Raw genomic sequence first — 18,829 nt, 5'->3', positions numbered from 1 at the left:
GGTCTACCTCAGATATGCAGCGCGCTTCCCAAAGCTTTCAGCGCCGCCTCCATGACCGCTTCGCTGCGGGTCGGATGCGCGTGGATGGTGCCGGCGATGTCTTCCAGGCGTGCACCCATCTCGATGGCCAACGCAAAAGCCGCCGAGAGTTCGGAGACCCCCGCCCCTACAGCCTGCAGGCCGAGCAGGAGATTGGTATCGGCGCGGGCCACGACGCGCACGAATCCTTCTTCGGACAGCATCGTCATTGCCCGTCCGTTGGCGTTAAACGGAAACTGGCCGGTGCGAATTTCATAGCCTTGCGCCTTCGCCTCCGCCGGCGAGAGGCCGGCGCTGACGATCTCCGGATCGGTGAAGCAGATGGCGGGAATGCATCTCTTGTCCCAGGCCCGCTTCTTCCCGGCGATGATTTCAGCCACCATCTCCCCTTGCGCCATGGCCCGATGGGCAAGCATCGGCTCGCCGGTCACGTCGCCGATCGCGTAGATGCCGCGCATCGACGTGCGGCAACGGTCATCGATCCTGAGATATGGGCCGGCACGATCAAGATCGAGCTCTTCGAGACCGGATCCTGCGGTTCTTGGGCGTCGGCCGACAGTGACGAGGATGCGGTCCGCCGGCAGGGTCTGCTGCCGGCCATCAGCCGTTTCGACGATCAATGCCTCTCCATTGTCGGCAAGGCCAATCGCCTTCGCATCTGTCAACACCCGGATACCGCCTTCGGTCAACTTGCGCATGACGGGCCGCACCAGCTCGGTATCATATTGCGGCAGCACCTGTGGCGTCGCCTCGACGATCGTCACATCAGACCCCATTTTGGAAAAGGCGGTCCCGAGCTCCAGCCCGATATAACCGCCACCGACCACGACGAGCCTTTTCGGCAGCACCGTCAGCGACAGCGCCTCTGTCGAGGACATGACGCGGCCGCCGAAAGGCAGGTTCGCAAGCTCCACCGGATCCGAACCGGTGGCGATCACCACCGTCTCGGCGCGGATGATCTGCTGGCCAACTTCCGTCTCCACCTCCACCGTCTTGCCGTCGCGGAAGTGGGCGCGGCCGTGGACGATCTTGACGCGCGCCCTCTGCAGCAGCGCCGAAACACCGGTCGTCAACCGGCCGACGATCCCGTCCTTCCAGGCAATCGTCCTGCCGAGATCGATCGAGGCGCCTTCGACGCGGATGCCCATCGGGTTCTTGCCGGCAAGCATCTTTTGCGTCGCGTCGAATTCCTCGGCCGCATGGATCAACGCCTTGGAGGGAATGCAGCCGACCGTCAGGCAGGTGCCGCCCGGCTTGCCGGCTTCGACGATGACGGTATCGATGCCGAGCTGCCCGGCGCGAATGGCGCAGACATAACCGCCCGGACCGGCGCCGATGACGAGGAGCTTGCAGACGATCTCTTTCATGGATCTCAGCCTTCGATAAAAATGAGCGCCGGCGTTTCGAGCAGCGTGCGGATGCGCTGCACGAAGTTTGCCGCATCCCAGCCGTCGATGATGCGATGATCGAAGCTGGAGGAGAGGTTCATCATCTTGCGCGGCACGAACTGCGCGCCGTCCCAGACCGGTCGCGTGGCGATCTTGTTGACGCCGATGATCGCCACTTCGGGACGATTGATGATGGGTGTCGAGACGATGCCGCCAAGCGCACCCAGCGAACTGATGGTGATGGTGGAGCCGGAAAGCTCATCGCGTGTCGCAGTACCCGATCGCGCCGCTTCCGCCAGCCGGTTCATCTCGGCGGCGCAATCCCAGATGCCACGGGCTTCCGCATGCCGCACCACCGGCACGGTCAGACCGGCCGGCGTCTGCGTGGCGATGGCGATATGCACGGCACTATAGCGCGTGATGATGCCGGCATCGTCGTCGAAAGTGGCGTTGACGTCGGGTTGTTCGGAAATGGCCTTGACCAACGCCCGCATCAGGAAGGGCAGAACCGTCAGCTTCGGATGATCAGGCTTGCGATCGCCGTTCATTGTGGCGCGCAACTCCTCAAGCGCGGACATATCCACTTCCTCCACATAGGTGATGTGGGGGATGCGCGAGGCGGAAAGCACCATCTTCTCGGCGATGCGGCGGCGCAGGCCGGTCAGCTTGATCTCCTCGGTCGCCGTCTTCTTGGCAAAACCGTTCTTGACCGCCGCGGGAGCGGTTCCAGGGGTTAGGAATTGTTCGATATCCTCGCGCAGGATACGCCCGGCCGGCCCTGTCCCCTGCACCTGCCTGAGATCGACGCCGCTTTCCCTGGCGAAGAGCCGCACGGAGGGAGCGGCAAGCGGCTTTTCCGCCGGCGCCGGAGTTGGCGCTGCCGGAGCAGGTTTTGCAATCTCCGCCTTGGGCGTTTCGGCAATCGGCGTCTGCGAAATCCCTACGGGCTGCGCCTCGCCGCCATCTCCCGCCGTCTCGATCCGCACCAGTGGAGCCTTGACCGCGATACGGTCTCCGACCTCGCCGGCAAGCCAGGTGACTGTGCCATTCACAGGAGACGGAATCTCCACAGTGGCCTTGTCGGTCATGACGGCGGCGATCACCATGTCCTCGCGGACGGGATCTCCCGTCTTCACGTGCCACTCCACAATCTCGGCCTCAGCGACCCCCTCCCCGACATCAGGCATCTTGATGATGAATTCGCCCACGGCTCAGGCCTCCATAACTTCGGCAAGCGCCCGCCCGACACGGCCGGGACCGGGGAAATAGTCCCACTCCTGCGCATGCGGATAGGGCGTGTCCCAGCCGGCAACACGCACAACCGGCGCTTCGAGATGATAGAAGCAATGCTCCTGCACCAGCGCCACCACCTCCGCGCCGAAGCCGGAGGTCAGGGTTGCCTCATGCACGACGACGCAGCGCCCCGTCTTCGAGACCGATTTGACGATCGTATCGAGATCGAGCGGCAGCAGGCTTCTCAAATCGATCACCTCGGCATCGATGCCGGCATCCTCAGCCGCGGCAAGCGCCACATGCACCATGGTGCCGTAGGCAACGACCGTCACCGCCGATCCCGCGCGCCGTACTTCGGCCTTGCCGATCGGAATGGTGTAGTGGCCATCGGGCACCTCTCCGAGGTCATGTTTCGACCAGGGCGTCACCGGCCGCTCGTGATGGCCGTCGAAGGGACCGTTGTAGAGCCGCTTCGGTTCCAGGAACATGACGGGGTCGGGATCCTCGATCGCCGCGATCAGCAGGCCTTTGGCATCATAGGGATTGGAAGGCACGATCACCTTCAGCCCGCAAACATGGGTAAAAAGCGCCTCCGGACTCTGGCTGTGCGTCTGACCGCCGAAAATGCCGCCGCCGGTCGGCATGCGCACGACGATCGGGCAGGTGAAATCGCCGTTGGAACGGTAGCGGATGCGGGCCGCCTCCTGCGTCAGCTGGTCATAGGCCGGATACATGTAATCGGCGAACTGGATTTCGACGCAGGGCTTCAACCCGTAAGCCGCCATGCCGATTGCCGTGCCGACGATGCCGGATTCGCTGATCGGCGTATCGAAGCAGCGCGTTCTGCCGTATTTTGCCTGCAGGCCCTGTGTGCTGCGAAAGACACCGCCGAAATAGCCGACATCCTCGCCGAAAACGACGACATTGTGGTCGCGTGCCATCGACACGTCCATGGCGCTGCGCACGGCCTCGATCATCGTCATCCTGGCCATGTTAGTACCCCGCCTTCTGTCGCTGGCGGCGGATATGCGGCGGCATCTCGGCATAGACGCCCTCGAAAATGTCGCGCACCGAAGGCCTGCCGCCGGCATGCAGCGTGCCATGCGCCTCTGCCTGGCGCTGCGCCTCGATCACCTCGTCCATGATTTCGGCTTCGGCCTGCACATGCCGCTCCTCCGACCAAGCGCCCTTGACGATCAGATGTTTCTTCAGCCGCAGCACGGGATCGCCGAGCGGCCAGGCCTCCGATTCCGTCTTGGGCCGATAGGCGCTCGGGTCGTCGGAGGTCGAATGCGCGCCGACGCGATAGGTCACATATTCGATCAGCGTCGGGCCGAGATTGCGCCGCGCGCGCTCCGCCGCCCAATGGGCGACGGCATGGACGGCGAGATAGTCGTTTCCGTCGACACGCAGCGCCGGAATACCGAAGCCAAGGCCGCGAGCGGCGAAGGTGCCGGAACCGCCGCGGGCAATACCCTGGAAGGTCGAGATCGCCCACTGATTGTTGACGATGTTGAGAATAACCGGCGCCTTGTAGGTCGAGGCGAAAACGAGCGCCGAGTGGAAATCCGATTCCGCCGTCGATCCGTCGCCGATCCAGGCGGCGGCAATGCGGCTGTCGTTCTTGATCGCCGAGGCCATCGCCCAGCCGACGGCCTGCACATATTGGGTGGCGAGATTGCCCGAGATGGTGAAGAAGCCGTGTTCCTTGGAGGAATACATGATCGGCAGTTGCCGGCCGCGCAGGGGATCGCTCTCGTTCGAGTAGATCTGGTTCATCATCTCGACCATCGGATAGTCGTCGGCAATCAGCAGGCCTGCCTGGCGATAGGTCGGAAAATTCATGTCGCCCTTCTCGAGCGCCTTGCGAAAGGCGCAACTGACGGCCTCTTCGCCGAGATGCTGCATGTAGAAGGAGGTCTTGCCCTGCCGCTGCGCCATCAGCATGCGGGCGTCGAAGGCGCGCAGCTTCATCATGTTGCGAAGCCCGGTCAGCAACTCCTCGTCAGCGAGCGACCCCGCCCAGGGACCGACCGCCTCGCCCTCGCGATTCAAAACACGGATAATGGAATAGGCGAGGTCGCGGATATCTTCGGATGCGACATCTACCTCCGGCCGCGGCACGGAGCCGGCCTTGGCAATCTTGACGTTGGAAAAATCGGGCTGACCGCCGGGACGAACGGCGGGTTCGGGGACATGCAGGCTCAAGCGAGCGGAATCCACCATATCTTTTCTTTCCTCCCTTTGCCGGCCTTGCTCCCCTCCTCCGGAAGTAGGGCCGGATGTGGTGCTTAGAGATTGCGGGCGATCACCATGCGCTGCACGTCGCTCGTTCCTTCATAGATCTGGCAGATGCGCACATCGCGGTAGATGCGCTCGACCGGATAATCGGCCATGTAGCCATAACCGCCATGGATCTGGATCGCGTCTGAGCAGACGCGCTCGGCCATCTCGGAGGCAAAGAGTTTCGCCATCGAGGCTTCCGACAGGCAGGGCAGCCCGGCCTCCCTGAGCGACGCGGCATGAAAGACGAGCTGCCGCGCCGCCTCGATCCGCACCGCCATATCGGCAAGGCGGAAGGCAACGGCCTGGTGCTCCAAGATCGGCTTGCCGAAGGCCGTACGCTCGCGGGCGTAGTCGCGCGCTGCCTCGAAGGCCGCCCGCGCCATGCCGACCGCCTGCGCCGCAATGCCGATCCGCCCGCCCTCGAGATTGGCGAGCGCGATGCGATAGCCCTCGCCTTCCGCACCGAGCGTGAGTTCTGCCGGAATGCGCATGCTGTTGAAGGCGATCTGGCAGGTATCGGAGGAATGCAGTCCAAGTTTTTCCTCGACGCGGATCACCTGGTAGCCCGGTGTATCCGTCGGCACGATGAAGGCGGTGATGCCCTTCTTGCCGACATCGGGATCGGTAACGGCAAAGACGATGATGATATCGCCGTTCTTTCCCGAGGTGATGAATTGCTTGGAGCCGTCGAGCACATAATGACCGCCGTCACGCCGCGCCCGGGTCTTCAGGTTGGAGGCATCGGAACCGGCCTGCGGCTCGGTCAGCGCAAAGCCGCCAATCCATTCGCCGCTGGCCAGTTTCGGCAGGAAGCGCTGCCGCTGCTCCTCGGTACCGAATTTCAGGATCGGCACGCAGCCGACGGAGCTATGCACGCTCATGATCGTCGAACACGGTCCGTCGCCGGCGGCAATTTCCTCCAGCGCCGCCGCATAAGCAATCACACCGGTATCCGACCCGCCATAGGCTTCCGGCACCAGCATGCCGAGCAGCCCGAGTTCGCCCATTTCCTTCAGTTCCTCGCGCGGGAAGAGATGCTCCCGGTCGCGTTTGGCTGCCCCCGGGGCCAGCCGGTCGCGGGCAAAGTCGCGGGCGAGATCTGAGATCTGCTGTTGGAGGTCGGAAAGGATCATCTATTGCGCCCTCCCCGCTCGTGCCGCTCGATGGCGACAGCCGTCGCCTCGCCGCCGCCGATGCAGAGCGCGGCCATGCCGCGCTTCAGACCGTATCGTTCCAGCGCCGCAAGCAGCGTCACCAGAATCCGGGCTCCTGAAGCGCCGATCGGATGGCCGAGCGCGCAGGCGCCGCCATGCACGTTCACTTTTTCATGCGGCAGGTTGAGGTCACGCATCGCCGCCATGGCAACGACGGCGAAAGCCTCGTTGATTTCGAACAGATCGACCTCCGACAGCGGCAGGCCGGTGCGATCGGACAGTTTCTGCAGCGCGCCTATCGGCGCCGTGGCGAAAAGATTAGGTGCCTGTGAATGCGTGGCGTGGCCGAGGATGGTGGCGAGCGGCTTCAGGCCGCGACGCTCCGCCTCGGAGCGGCGCATCACCACAAGGGCTGCCGCGCCATCGGAGATCGAGCTGGAATTGGCGGCAGTTACCGTACCGCCCTCGCGGAAGGCGGGCTTCAGCGTCGGGATCTTGTCGAGCTTCGCCTTGCCGGGCTGTTCATCGCGGCTCGCCACCTGCTCGGCTTTACCCGATTTTACCGTGACCGGCACGATTTCGCTGTCGAAACAGCCTTCGGCAATCGCCTTCTGCGCCCGCGTCAGCGAGGCGATGGCGTAGTTGTCCTGCGCCTCGCGCGTGAACTGATAGGCCTCGGCGCAATCCTCCGCGAAGCTGCCCATCAAGCGCCCCTTGTCATAAGCATCCTCCAGCCCATCGAGGAACATGTGATCCACGACACGCCCATGACCGAGCCTGTAGCCGCCACGGGCCTTGTCAAGGAGATAGGGCGCATTGGTCATGCTTTCCATGCCACCTGCAACCGCTACAGAAGCGCTGCCGGCGGCGATCAGGTCATGCGCCATCATCACCGCCTTCATGCCCGAGCCGCACATCTTGTTGACGGTGCTGGCCGCGGTCGCGAAAGGCAGGCCGGCATGGATCGCCGCCTGACGCGCCGGCGCCTGTCCCTGCCCCGCCGGCAGCACACAGCCGAAGACGACCTCCTCGATCGCCTCGGCCTCGACACGGCTCCGCTGCAGCGCCGCGCGGATCGCTGTTGCTCCCAGTTCCGGCGCCGTCGCCTCCTTCAGCTCTCCCTGAAAGCTGCCGATCGGGGTGCGCGCCGCACCGACGATGACGATGGGATCCTGCAATGTCATGTTTCCTCCTCTGGGCAACGCGCTCAGCGCGCGCCCATCCGCAATGCGCCGTCGAGACGGATGACCTCGCCGTTCAGCATGTTGTTTTCCAAGCTATGACGCACCAGCCCGGCGAATTCCGCCGGACGGCCGAGCCGCGGCGGAAAGGGCACGCTCTTGCCGAGTGCTGCCTGAACCTCGACCGGCATATCAGCCATCATCGGCGTTTCGAAAATGCCGGGTGCGATCGACACGACGCGAATGCCGTGACGGGCAAGCTCGCGGGCGATCGGCAAGGTCATCGCCGCCACCCCGCCCTTGGAGGCGGCATAGGCTGCCTGGCCGATCTGACCATCGAAGGCGGCAACCGAGGCCGTATTGACGATGACACCGCGTTCGCCTTCCGCATCCGGCTCGATCGTGTGGATCGCTGCGGCGGCCAGCCGGATCATGTTGAAGGTACCGATGAGATTGATGCCGACGGTGCGGGCAAAACTCTCCAGCCGGTGCGGTCCGTCGCGGCCGATCACCTTTTCGGCCGGTGCGACGCCTGCGCAGTTCACCAATCCGCGCAGGCTGCCAAAGGCTTCGACGGCAGCGGCAACCACCGCCGCCCCCTCCTCGCCATCGGTCACATCGGCCTTGACGAAGCGGGCATCGCTTCCGAATTCCCGGGCGATTTCCTGACCGGCTTCCGCGTTGAGATCGGCGATAGTCACCCGTCCGCCGGCCTCCACGAGCGCGCGCACTGTTGCCGCACCCAAGCCGGAGCCGCCGCCGGTCACGATGAAACTTGCTCCACGGATCAGCATGAATCTCTTCCTCCCTGCCGACCGCGCCCCCTCCAAGCGCAACCGACTGATACGATTCTATTCGCTCCACCTATTGCAAGCGATGACAGAACTGCTCCATAATTTCGGCCAGTTTTGCCATAGCGAGGATAGAATGGCCGAGATCGAGCGACGCATGATCGCGCCGGGCTTCGTCGAGGAGGCACTCGACAGCCTGCGGCGGCTCGGCAAGCCGACGGCGCCGGTCCTTGCCCGCGTCGGCCTGGCATCCCCAGTCGATCAGCCGGTTTCGGCAGAGACCTATGGCGCGCTCTGGCTGGCGATCGCCGCCGAGCTCGACGATGAATTCTTCGGCATGGGCGCACGGCCGATGCGCAGCGGCAGCTTCACGCTGCTCTGCCACTCTGTGCTGCATGCGCCGACGCTGGGTCAAGCGCTCCGCCGGGCGCTGCGCTTCCTCGATGTCGTGCTCGACGACCCCCGGGGGCGGCTCGTCATCCGCGACGGTCTGGCCGAGATCGAGCTCAGCGATGCCGGCGGCCCGCGTTCGGCCTTCGCCTACCGCACCTATTGGATCATCCTGCATGGCATCATCTGCTGGCTGGTCGGCCGGCGCATTCCGATCCGGCTCGTCGATTTCCGCTGCGCGGAACCCAGACAAGGGGCCGACTACCGGCTCTTCTTCGGCGCCCCGGTGCGTTTCTCGCAAGCCATCAGCCGGCTCGGCTTCGACAGCGCCTTGCTCGACCTGCCGGTGGCGCGCAGCGAACAGGCGCTCAAACAGTTCCTACGCGGCGCGCCCGCCAATATTCTGGTGCGCTACCGCTATGATGCCGGCATCGCCGCCGCCGTCCGCCGGCGCTTGAACCAGGCAACGCCTGCCATGTGGCGGAGTTTTGCCGAGCTTGCCGCCGATATGCGCATGCCGCCCTCCACGCTCCGCCACCGTCTGCATGACGAGGGACAAAGCTATGCCGCCATCAAGGACGATATCCGCCGGGATCTCGCCGTCGAACTGCTGCTGAACACGTCGATGACCATCGGTGAGATTGCCGTGCAGCTCGGCTATTCCGAGCCGAGCGCATTCTTCCGGGCCTTCCGGAAATGGATGGATAAGAGTCCGGAAGCCTTTCGCCGGGAGGAGGCTCTCTCGCAATTGGATGAGCCATCACAATCAAGAGCACTTTGACCCTGCCGCAACCCGCGCTACATATTTCAGCGGGAGGAGTGCCATGTTTGATTTTTCGCTCGGCGAAACCGCGGACGCGATCCGTGAAACGACGGCGCGGTTTGCCGCCGATCATATTGCTCCACTGGCTGTGGAGATCGACGAAAGCAACACGTTTCCACGCCAGCTCTGGCCCGAGATGGGTGCGCTCGGCCTGCATGGGATCACCGTCGAGGAAGAATTCGGTGGCGCCGGTCTCGGTTATCTCGAGCATGTCGTCGCCATGGAGGAAGTTTCGCGCGCCTCGGCCTCCGTGGGGCTCAGTTACGGCGCCCATTCCAATCTCTGCGTCAACCAGATCCGCCGCTGGGCCTCACCGGAGCAGAAGCGCCGCTATCTGCCGAAGCTGATCTCCGGCGAACATGTCGGTTCGCTCGCTATGTCGGAGGTCGGCGCCGGTTCCGATGTTGTCTCCATGCGGTTGCGTGCCGAGAAAAAAGGCGACCGCTATGTTCTGAACGGCACCAAGTTCTGGATCACCAATGCGCCGCATGCCGATGTGCTTGTTGTCTATGCCAAAACCGATCCCGCAGCCGGCCCGAAAGGCATTTCCGCCTTGATCATCGAAAGGGGCCTGCCGGGTTTCAGCGTCTCCAAGAAGCTCTCCAAGCTCGGCATGCGCGGCAGCGATACGGCCGAACTGGTCTTCGAGGATTGCGCGGTGCCGGCCGAGGCGCTGATGGGCCGGGAGGGAGAAGGTGTGAAGATCCTGATGTCCGGTCTCGATTACGAGCGCGCCGTGCTTGCCGCCGGCCCGCTCGGCATCATGCAGGCCTGCCTCGATGTCGTGCTGCCCTATGTGCGCGACCGCAAGCAATTCGGCAAAGCGATCGGCGATTTCCAGCTGATGCAAGGCAAGATCGCCGATATGTATGTGGCGCTGAATTCGGCGCGCGCCTATGTCTATACCGTCGCTCGCGCCTGCGACGCCGGCCGCGCGACGCGCACCGATGCAGCTGCTGCGATCCTCTTTGCCAGCGAGAATGCCGTGAAGGTCTCGCTGGAGGCGATCCAGGCGCTCGGCGGCGCCGGCTATACCAAGGAGTGGCCGGTCGAGCGCTTTTTGCGCGACGCCAAGCTTTACGATATCGGCGCCGGCACCAATGAGATCCGCCGCTACCTGATCGGCCGGGAGCTCATTGCGTCATGACGGTGATTTCGACTGCGATCGACCGCGACCGCGACAGCGACAGCTTCAAGGCCAATGCCAGCAAGAACAAGGCGCTTATCGACGAACTCCGCGGCCGTTCGGCGAAAGCGCGCGAGGGTGGATCGCAGACAGCACGCGAGCGCCACACCGGCAAGGGCAAGCTGCTGCCACGCGACCGCATCCAGCTTTTGCTCGATGCCGGCAGCCCGTTCCTGGAGATCGGCACGCTGGCGGCCAACGGCATGTATGATGACGAGGCGCCCGGCGCCGGCATCATTACCGGCATCGGCCGCGTTTCCGGCCGCGAGGTGATGATCGTCGCCAATGACGCGACGGTGAAGGGCGGCGCCTATTTCCCGATGACGGTGAAGAAACATCTGCGGGCGCAGGAGATCGCCATGCAGAACCGGTTGCCCTGCCTCTATCTGGTCGATAGCGGCGGCGCCAATCTTCCGCATCAGGCCGAAGTCTTTCCCGACCGCGACCATTTCGGCGCGATCTTCTACAACCAGGCCCAGATGTCGGCCGAAGGCATTCCGCAGATCGCCTGCGTCATGGGAAGCTGCACTGCAGGCGGCGCCTATGTGCCCGCCATGTCCGACGAAACGGTGATCGTGCGCAATCAGGGCACGATCTTCCTGGCCGGTCCGCCGCTGGTGAAGGCCGCGACCGGCGAGATCATCTCGGCCGAAGAGCTCGGCGGCGCCGAAACCCATGGCCGCCGCTCCGGCGTCGTCGATCATGTCGCCGAAAACGACGAACATGCGCTGCTACTCGTTCGCGATATCGCAGCCACTCTCAACAGTGTGAAATTAGTCGATATCGACCTCAAGCAGCCACAGCCGCCGAAACTCGATGCCGAGGATCTCTGCGGCCTCATCCCGGATGATGTGCGCTCGCCCTATGATGTGCGCGAGGTCATCGGCCGGATCGTCGATGGTTCGGAACTGCATGAGTTCAAGCCGCTCTACGGCACCACGCTGGTCTGCGGCTTCGCCCGCATATGGGGCATGCCCGTCGCCGTCATCGCCAACAATGGTGTTCTCTTCTCCGAAAGCGCGTTGAAGGGCGCACATTTCATCGAGCTCGCCTGCCAACGCCGTATACCTTTGCTGTTTCTGCAGAACATTTCCGGTTTCATGGTCGGCGGCCGCTATGAGGCCGGCGGTATCGCCAAGGATGGGGCAAAGCTGGTGACGGCTGTTGCAACCGCTACCGTGCCGAAGGTCACCGTCATCATCGGCGGCAGCTTCGGCGCCGGCAATTACGGCATGTGCGGCCGCGCCTATCGCCCGCGCTTTCTCTTCACCTGGCCGAACAGCCGCATCAGCGTGATGGGCGGCGAACAGGCGGCCTCTGTGCTTGCCACCATACGCCGAGACTCCATGGAGGCGCGCGGTCAGAATTGGCCTATTGAAGAGGAGGAAGCCTTCAAGGCGCCGATCCGCGCGGGCTACGAGGCCGAGGGCAACCCCTATTATGCCACCGCCCGCCTCTGGGACGACGGCATCATCGATCCACGCCAAACGCGGGATGTGCTGGGCCTTGCCTTTTCCGCCTGCCTGAACGCGCCGATCCCGAAAGGGCCGCGCTTCGGCCTGTTCAGGATGTGAGGCCCCGATGATGGAAAGTCTTCTCATTGCCAATAGGGGCGAAATCGCCCGCCGCATCATCCGCACCGCCAAGATGCTCGGCATCCGCACCATTGCCGTCTATTCCGAGGCCGATGCCGGCTTGCCCTTCGTAAGGGAGGCGGACGAGGTGATCGCCATCGGCTCCTCGCCGGCCCACGAAAGCTATCTCTCGCAGACCCGCATCCTCGAGGCCGCCCAGAAAACCGGCGCTGCCGCGATCCATCCCGGCTACGGTTTCCTTTCGGAAAATGCCGAGTTTGCCGAAGCGGTGGAAAAGGCCGGCATCATCTGGGTCGGCGCGCCGCCCGCGGCCATCCGCGCCATGGGCCTCAAAGATGCCGCGAAGGAATTGATGCAGGCATCAGATGTGCCCGTGACCCCCGGCTATATGGGCGCGGACCAGAGCGAAGAGAGGTTGGCCAGTGGAGCGGAGGCGACGGGTTATCCCGTACTCATCAAGGCGGTTGCCGGCGGCGGCGGCAAGGGCATGCGCCGCGTCGACCGGCCTGAGGATTTCGCCGAGTTTCTCGCCTCCTGCCGCCGCGAAGCGGCCGCCTCCTTCGGCGATGACCGCGTACTGATCGAACGATACATCAGCAATCCGCGGCATATCGAGGTGCAGGTCTTTGCAGACACGTTCGGCAATTGCGTACATCTCTTCGAACGCGACTGCTCGCTGCAACGCCGACACCAGAAGGTGATCGAAGAAGCCCCTGCCCCGGGCCTCGATGCCGCGACACGCGCGGCAATCTGCGACGCCTCCGTCAAGGCCGCAAAGGCGGTGAACTATGTCGGCGCGGGCACCATCGAATTCATTGCCGATGCCTCCGAGGGACTACGTCCCGATCGTATCTGGTTCATGGAGATGAATACGCGGCTGCAGGTCGAACACCCCGTCACCGAGGCAATTACTGGCGAAGATCTGGTGCTCTGGCAGCTGAAGGTCGCTAGCGGCGAACCCTTGCCGAAAATGCAGGATGAGATCGCCATGAATGGCGGGGCCTTCGAAGCCCGGCTCTATGCCGAAAATCCTGCCGCCGGCTATCTGCCCTCGATCGGCCGGCTTGAACATCTCAGCCTGCCGGGGTCCGTCCGTGTCGATAGCGGCGTCGAGCAAGGGGATGACATCACCGCCTTCTACGATCCGATGATAGCCAAGATCATTGCCCATGGGCCGAACCGCGAGGCCGCACTTTCGAAGCTCGCAGCCGCCTGCGCAGGTATCGAGGTCTGGCCGGTCAAATCCAATGCCGGCCTGCTTGCCCGCATCGCCGTCGATCCGGATTTTCGCGCAGCTCGGATCGATACCGGCTTTCTCGACCGCCACGGAGATAGCCTGGTGACGACGGAACCGAGCGAAATCGCGATCGACACCGCGGCCACCGTGCTTTCAAGAAATACGGATGGTGATCCCTGGTCCGCGCTCACCGGGTTCCGCATCGCCGGCGCGGATGACAAGAGGGTGCGCATCCGTATCGGCGATCACCTCCTTTGGGGCCAATCACGTCCGAATCTTGCGGCAAAGACCGTCACGATCGGTGAAACGACGGTGCTTTTCGACGCCGGCAATGCCTGGCCGATTAGTCTGCCCGTTGCCAGCGAAGTCGAGGCAAGTCAGGGCGCCGGCGATGGCGCGATCCTGTCACCCATGCCCGGCCTCGTCATTTCGGTGGATGTCGCCGAAGGCGATCGTGTCGCCAGGGGCGACCGCCTGCTGACGGTCGAAGCGATGAAAATGGAACATTCGCTGCGTGCGCCCTTCGACGGAATCGTCGAAAAATTGCAGGTTTCCCCGGGTATCAGGGTCTCGGAGAACCAACTCGTCGTCAGCGTTGTGAAGGAGAAGGATTGATGGCCGGCCGTTATTTCGACGAGTGGACGGTCGGCGACCGCATCGCCCATGACCTCCGTCGCACGGTCACCGAGACCGACAATCTGCTGTTCACGACGCTCTCCCACAATCCGCAGCCGCTGCATCTCGACGCCGATTATGCCGCCGGCACCGAATTCGGCCGGATCGTCGTCAACGGCACCTTCACTTTTGCGCTCACCGTCGGCCTTTCGGTCGGCGACACGACGCTCGGCACGCTCGTCGCCAATCTCGGCTATGACAAGGTGACGATGCCAAAGCCGGTCTTCATCGGCGATACGCTGCGGGTGGAAACCGAGGTGATGGAGTTGCGTCGCTCGAACTCCCGCCCCGATGCCGGCATCGTCACCTTCCAACACATGACACTGAACCAGCGCGGCGAGATCGTCTGCCAGTGCCTGCGCACGGCAATGCTGAAGGTGAAGCCGTCATGAGGCTGCGCTCGCTGCTCTTTGCGCCCGGTGACCGGCCGGAACGTTTCGAGAAGGCGCTCGCCTCGGGCGCCGATGCCGTCATTCTCGACCTGGAAGATGCGGTTGCGCCCCTAAACAAGCCGAAAGCGCGCGAGAGCGTGCACGAGTTCGTCTTGCATCATGCCGGCGAGACCCCTCTCCTGATCCGCATCAATCCCCTCGCCTCGCCAGAATTCGAAGACGACCTTGCCGCTTTGAGCGGCCTTCATCCTTTCGCGATCGTGCTGCCGAAGGCCGAGGGTGCTGCTTCGGTGCTGAAGCTCGCAGGCTCTCTTGCATCTGCAATGCCCATCCTGCCGATCGCAACCGAAACGCCATCGGCGATCTTCGAGATCGGCAGCTACCGGGATGTCTCGACCAGCCTCTGCGGCCTGACATGGGGTGCGGAGGATCTGCCCGCCGCGATGGGGGCTACGACCGCGCGGAGGACGGATGGCCGCTATACGCCACCTTACGAGCTTGCCCGTTCGCTCACACTATTCGGCGCCCATGCCGCCGCCGTTCCGGCAATCGACACCGTCTATCCCGATTTCCGCGATCTCAACGGTCTCAGGGCCTATGTCGGCCGCGCCCGGCGCGACGGCTTTTCCGGCATGATGGCCATCCATCCAAGCCAGGTCGAAGTGATCAATCACGCCTTCACGCCGGATGCATCCGAAATCGCCTGGGCGGAGAAAGTCGCCGCCGCCTTCGCCGCCAGGCCCGACGCAGGCGTCTTCCAGCTCGACGGACGTATGCTGGACCTGCCGCATCTCAAGCTCGCGATCCGCATCCTGGAGATAACAGGCCGATAGCCAGCGAGGCGCTCGCTTGACCGTCTTCGGTCAATTAATCTGACTTCGCAGCTCGCTCGGGAGCGTTCTGCCCTTGTTCCGTCAGGTAGCCGGCGCCAATGGCGACGTAGAGGTCCACATAGTCCTTGGCGGCCTGCTGCACGGTGGCTGCAAGACTTGCCTGGGCATCGGAGACGGAACGCTGAGCGTCCAGGACGTCAAGCAGCGACGAGGCGCCGTCTTTATAGCTCGTCGTTGAAAGCGCGAGTGATTCCTCCGCCGTCTGCACCTGCCTGCGCAGCGGCGCCAGTGTCTGCGTGTCATGGCGAACTGCCGACAGGGCGTTTTCCACTTCTTCGACCCCGTTCAGCACCGCCTCTTTCCAGGCGAGATACTGGGTCTTGGCATCGGATTTTTCGATATCAACATTCGCACGCAATTTGCCGCCATCGAAGATCGGCAGGTTGAGCGTCGGTCCGAACGACCAACTGGTCAAGGTTCCGCCGCTGGCGCCCGATGATTTGACCCAGCTCGGCGAGATCGAACCGGAGAGCGAGATCGATGGATAAAGCTGGGCTTCGGCAGCACCGATATCGGCCACGGCCGCCGCCAGCTCGCGTTCTGCCTTGCGGATATCGGGACGGTTGCGGATCAGGTCGGCCGGAATGCCGGCGCGAATGTCGCCGCGGAAAACCGGCTGACCGGCGCTTTTCTGCAGTTCGCCCATCAGCGAAGCCGCCGGCATCCCGAGCAGAGTGGCAATGTGATGTGCCGATTCGGTGAAGCTCTGTTGGAGGCCAGGAATGTCGGACTTTGTCGACTGTACCAGACCCTCGGCCTGAACGACGTCGAGGCGGGAGGCCGCACCTGCCTTGAGCTGCAGCTGCGTGAGTTCGTAAGTCTGTTGGCGGGATTTCAGGCTCGCCTGTGAAAGCGCGATGCGCTGCTGGTAATAGCGGGCGTCGATATAGCTCTCGACCAAGTCTTTCAGGAAGGTGAGCTTTGCATTGTCGGCCGTTGCATAGGCGGCGCCCAGCGAGGCAATCGCACTCTCCTTCGAGCGACGGTACTGGCCGAAGAAGTCGAGCAGCCAGGAAAGGCTGGCCTCGCCGCCTGTCGTATTCGTGGTGCCGATGGTCGTACGCTCAGAACCCTTCTCACCGGACACGGTGTGCGATGCGCCGACATCGAGGCTCGGCAGGCCACCGGCACCGGCAACCGTGACATTGGCGGAAGCCGAATTGATCCGCTCGAGCGCCTGCAGGACATCAAGGTTCTCGCTGAGACCATGAGCAACCAGGCCGTCGAGCTGCTTGTCACGATAGGCCGTCCACCACTGCGCCGTCACGACATCGCCGTTGCTCTTGGTCCCGCCCTCTCGGAACTTAGCAGGAAGCGGCATCTGTGGGGGAACGTGATCCGGGCCGCTGACGCAGCCCGCCAGCAGAAGCATGAATGCCGATGCGGCGTAGCGGAGGGATGATATTTTCGTGCAGAGCGACGGACTCACAGGCGAGCTTTCTGAACCGGGATCGTAGGTTCAGGCTTAGCGGCGCCAACGTTAATGGCGGTAAAGGCACTGTAAAGTTAGGTAAAATCGCGGGGAGCCGGATCAGGCTTGGTCGTCAGCCGAACCATAGGGCGTCGGCTTTCTGGGAAGCTCCAGGGTGATTGCCAGACCTCCGGCATCCGGCAACGATGCATACACACGCCCGCCATGGCGCTCGATGGCCTGCCTGGTGATTGCCAGACCCAGGCCATATCCGCCGCTCGGCACAGCCTCGTCTCCGCGTGAGAACGGCTGGAAGATCCGTTCGAGTTCGTCCCGCCTGACACCTGGCCCTTGATCGGTGACACAGATTTTGAGCCGCTCGGCCGTCGCCTCGCAGGACACGGATATGCGCGAATGCTCGGCCGTATATTTGACGGCGTTGCGGACGACGTTTTCGAGCGCCCTGTAGATCAGTTCGCCTTCGACTTCTGCGCGGAAGGTGCCCTCGACACTGGTTGTGATCGAGACCTCCCGCGCCTGGGCTTCGAATGCGGCGTCGCCGAGGATTTCGTTCAGGAGTTCGATGACATCAAGCGTGTGCGTTTTCAGCGGTCGGCTGGATCCCGCAGTCAACCTGGCAAGCGTCAGAACTTCGCCGACCAGTGCATCGAGCCGTTCGACCTCCCGGTCCATGCGGTCCAGCATGGCGCCGAGTTTCGCAGGGCTCTGCCGCAGCACGCCGACAGCGGCCTGCAGGCGGGACAAAGGCGAACGCAGCTCGTGGGAGACATCGTGGAACAACCGCTGCTGCGCATCCTGCAGCTCCTGAAGCCGGGCGGCGCTGGAATCGAAGTCATGCGCAAGCGCGGTGACCTCGTCTTTTCGGCCGGCCATTTTGTCACCGATGCGGAAGTCGAAGCGGCCATGCGCAAGCGCGCTCAAGCCATCACGAAGATGCACGACGGGACGAATGAGGTACCGGGCAAGTGCGCCTGCCGATATCGTGCTGGAAATCAGGATCGCGAGCCACGGTATGAACGGACCAATGGCGTCGAACGTGAAAGTGGCCCGAACCGGCAGGGAAATCTGATAGCAAACTCCGTCCTTCAGGACGGATCTTGTATCGACGGTCTTTGGAACAGCACAGGCATCGGCTTTCGCAGTCTTGGAGATCGTCAGACCGGGCGGTAGCGTCTCTTCGCTTGTGCGCACGAAATAGGTGGCGGCATCTTCGCCATCTTTGGCGAGCACGTTTGCGGTCAGGTTCAGGGTGATCGCTCGCCGCTCTTCATCCAGTTCGCGCGCAAAAGGAACCCCCTGGAGAAAATTGACGAGCAGGAAGATCACGCCGACTGTCACCGCCATCGTCAGCCAGATCGTCGTGAAGAATTTCCAGAAAAGCCGGGGCATGGTCAGTCCACGAGAAGTTGATAGCCCTGGCCGCGAACGGACTGGATCCAGGATTGTCCGTCCTCCCTCAGTCCGAGCTTCTGACGAACGCTGCTGATATGAACGTCGATACGGCGATCGAACGGGGTCAGCGGCTTGCCGAAGGCCCGCTTCGAAATGTCCTGCTTCGACACGAGCTGGCCGGCGCTGCGGGCGAGGACCTCGATCAGGCTGAATTCCGTGCCGGTCAGTTCCAAGCTTTCGCCGCGCCATTCGGCGATCCTGCTGCTCGGATGAATCACGAGTTTTCCCGCCCTTATCGTGTCGGTCGAAGTACCGGCCGCCGGCTGGCCTGCCCGGCGGAGGATAGCGCGCAACCTCGCCGCAAGTTCGCCCGGCGAGCATGGCTTCGGCACATAGTCGTCGGCGCCGAGATTGAGACCCGATATCCTGTCGACGTCATCGCCCCTTGCGGTCAGCATCAGGACCGGGACCTGGCTGAGCTTCCTGATCCTCTGCAGAACCTCGATCCCGTTCATCCGAGGCATCATGATGTCGAGCACGATGATATCGACCGTATTGCCGGCCGCCGCCGCAATGGCGGCGCGACCGTCCGTATCGGTGACGACCTCATATCCTTCTTCGACCAGATATTCCTGCAAAAGCGTCGTCAGCTCGGCATCATCGTCGATGAGGAGAACTTTGTTCATTCACTTCGTCCGTCATTAATCCCAAGAAGCCATACAGCACAAACACAGTCGCGCGA

At 63.2% G+C, this 18,829-nt stretch carries 16 protein-coding genes; 6 read left to right on the top strand and 10 right to left on the bottom strand.

All coding sequences use genetic code 11. From position 1 onward, the window contains the following. Positions 1 to 8 precede the first annotated feature (8 nt). From lpdA to RLCC275e_RS31960, 7 genes are all read right to left on the bottom strand, one after another. Positions 9 to 1,406 (bottom strand): dihydrolipoyl dehydrogenase, encoded by a 1,398-nt coding sequence (gene lpdA / locus RLCC275e_RS31990; protein ID WP_033184212.1) that lies wholly within the window; start codon positions 1,404 to 1,406, stop codon positions 9 to 11. A 5-nt stretch (positions 1,407 to 1,411) separates the two neighbouring features. After that, positions 1,412 to 2,635, bottom strand: coding sequence for a dihydrolipoamide acetyltransferase family protein (locus RLCC275e_RS31985; RefSeq protein WP_033184213.1), 1,224 nt, complete (start codon positions 2,633 to 2,635; stop codon positions 1,412 to 1,414). 3 nt (positions 2,636 to 2,638) lie between these two features. Next, entirely contained in the window at positions 2,639 to 3,652 is a 1,014-nt protein-coding gene (locus RLCC275e_RS31980; RefSeq protein ID WP_033184214.1) for an alpha-ketoacid dehydrogenase subunit beta, read from the bottom strand. A 1-nt stretch (position 3,653) separates the two neighbouring features. Then, the gene (locus tag RLCC275e_RS31975) at positions 3,654 to 4,886 is read right to left on the bottom strand and encodes a thiamine pyrophosphate-dependent enzyme (RefSeq protein ID WP_033184215.1); all 1,233 of its coding nucleotides are present in this window, start codon (positions 4,884 to 4,886) and stop codon (positions 3,654 to 3,656) included. A gap of 65 nt (positions 4,887 to 4,951) precedes the next feature. After that, entirely contained in the window at positions 4,952 to 6,079 is a 1,128-nt protein-coding gene (locus tag RLCC275e_RS31970) for an acyl-CoA dehydrogenase family protein (protein WP_033184216.1), read from the bottom strand. Then, a complete protein-coding gene (locus tag RLCC275e_RS31965) occupies positions 6,076 to 7,284 on the bottom strand; it encodes an acetyl-CoA C-acyltransferase (RefSeq protein WP_033184217.1) in 1,209 nt (402 codons plus the stop codon). The genes RLCC275e_RS31970 and RLCC275e_RS31965 overlap by 4 nt, the downstream gene beginning before the upstream one ends. A 23-nt stretch (positions 7,285 to 7,307) precedes the next feature. Continuing rightward, entirely contained in the window at positions 7,308 to 8,075 is a 768-nt protein-coding gene (locus RLCC275e_RS31960) for a 3-hydroxyacyl-CoA dehydrogenase (RefSeq protein WP_033184218.1), read from the bottom strand. Positions 8,076 to 8,157: 82 nt separating this feature from the next. On the opposite strand from RLCC275e_RS31960, the gene RLCC275e_RS31955 reads away from it, so the two are divergent. Genes RLCC275e_RS31955 through RLCC275e_RS31930 form a run of 6 tightly spaced genes read left to right on the top strand, consistent with a single transcriptional unit; the run spans position 8,158 to position 15,203 of the window. Further along, a complete protein-coding gene (locus tag RLCC275e_RS31955) occupies positions 8,158 to 9,243 on the top strand; it encodes an AraC family transcriptional regulator (RefSeq protein WP_033184333.1) in 1,086 nt (361 codons plus the stop codon). A gap of 43 nt (positions 9,244 to 9,286) precedes the next feature. Then, positions 9,287 to 10,432: an isovaleryl-CoA dehydrogenase gene (locus RLCC275e_RS31950; protein ID WP_033184219.1), complete on the top strand. Its 1,146-nt coding sequence runs from the start codon at positions 9,287 to 9,289 to the stop codon at positions 10,430 to 10,432. Beyond that, entirely contained in the window at positions 10,429 to 12,045 is a 1,617-nt protein-coding gene (locus RLCC275e_RS31945) for a carboxyl transferase domain-containing protein (RefSeq protein WP_033184220.1), read from the top strand. Before RLCC275e_RS31950 ends, RLCC275e_RS31945 begins: the two co-directional genes overlap by 4 nt. Before the next feature lie 7 nt (positions 12,046 to 12,052). Continuing rightward, positions 12,053 to 13,918: an acetyl/propionyl/methylcrotonyl-CoA carboxylase subunit alpha gene (locus RLCC275e_RS31940; protein ID WP_033184221.1), complete on the top strand. Its 1,866-nt coding sequence runs from the start codon at positions 12,053 to 12,055 to the stop codon at positions 13,916 to 13,918. Further along, entirely contained in the window at positions 13,918 to 14,370 is a 453-nt protein-coding gene (locus RLCC275e_RS31935) for a MaoC family dehydratase (RefSeq protein WP_033184222.1), read from the top strand. Before RLCC275e_RS31940 ends, RLCC275e_RS31935 begins: the two co-directional genes overlap by 1 nt. Continuing rightward, complete coding sequence (locus RLCC275e_RS31930; protein WP_033184223.1) at positions 14,367 to 15,203, top strand: HpcH/HpaI aldolase/citrate lyase family protein; 837 nt, start codon at positions 14,367 to 14,369, stop codon at positions 15,201 to 15,203. Before RLCC275e_RS31935 ends, RLCC275e_RS31930 begins: the two co-directional genes overlap by 4 nt. A gap of 34 nt (positions 15,204 to 15,237) precedes the next feature. Here RLCC275e_RS31930 and RLCC275e_RS31925 read toward each other — a convergent pair whose 3' ends face one another. The 3 genes from RLCC275e_RS31925 to RLCC275e_RS31915 form a co-directional block, all read right to left on the bottom strand. Further along, complete coding sequence (locus RLCC275e_RS31925; RefSeq protein ID WP_033184224.1) at positions 15,238 to 16,692, bottom strand: efflux transporter outer membrane subunit; 1,455 nt, start codon at positions 16,690 to 16,692, stop codon at positions 15,238 to 15,240. Between the two features lie 102 nt (positions 16,693 to 16,794). Then, positions 16,795 to 18,084 (bottom strand): HAMP domain-containing sensor histidine kinase, encoded by a 1,290-nt coding sequence (locus RLCC275e_RS31920; protein ID WP_033184225.1) that lies wholly within the window; start codon positions 18,082 to 18,084, stop codon positions 16,795 to 16,797. 2 nt (positions 18,085 to 18,086) lie between these two features. Then, a complete protein-coding gene (locus tag RLCC275e_RS31915) occupies positions 18,087 to 18,773 on the bottom strand; it encodes a response regulator (protein WP_018483039.1) in 687 nt (228 codons plus the stop codon). Positions 18,774 to 18,829 lie beyond the last annotated feature (56 nt).

The organism is Rhizobium brockwellii (assembly GCF_000769405.2).
GTDB lineage: Bacteria > Pseudomonadota > Alphaproteobacteria > Rhizobiales > Rhizobiaceae > Rhizobium > Rhizobium brockwellii.
This window is presented reverse-complemented; position numbering and strand designations above follow the sequence as displayed.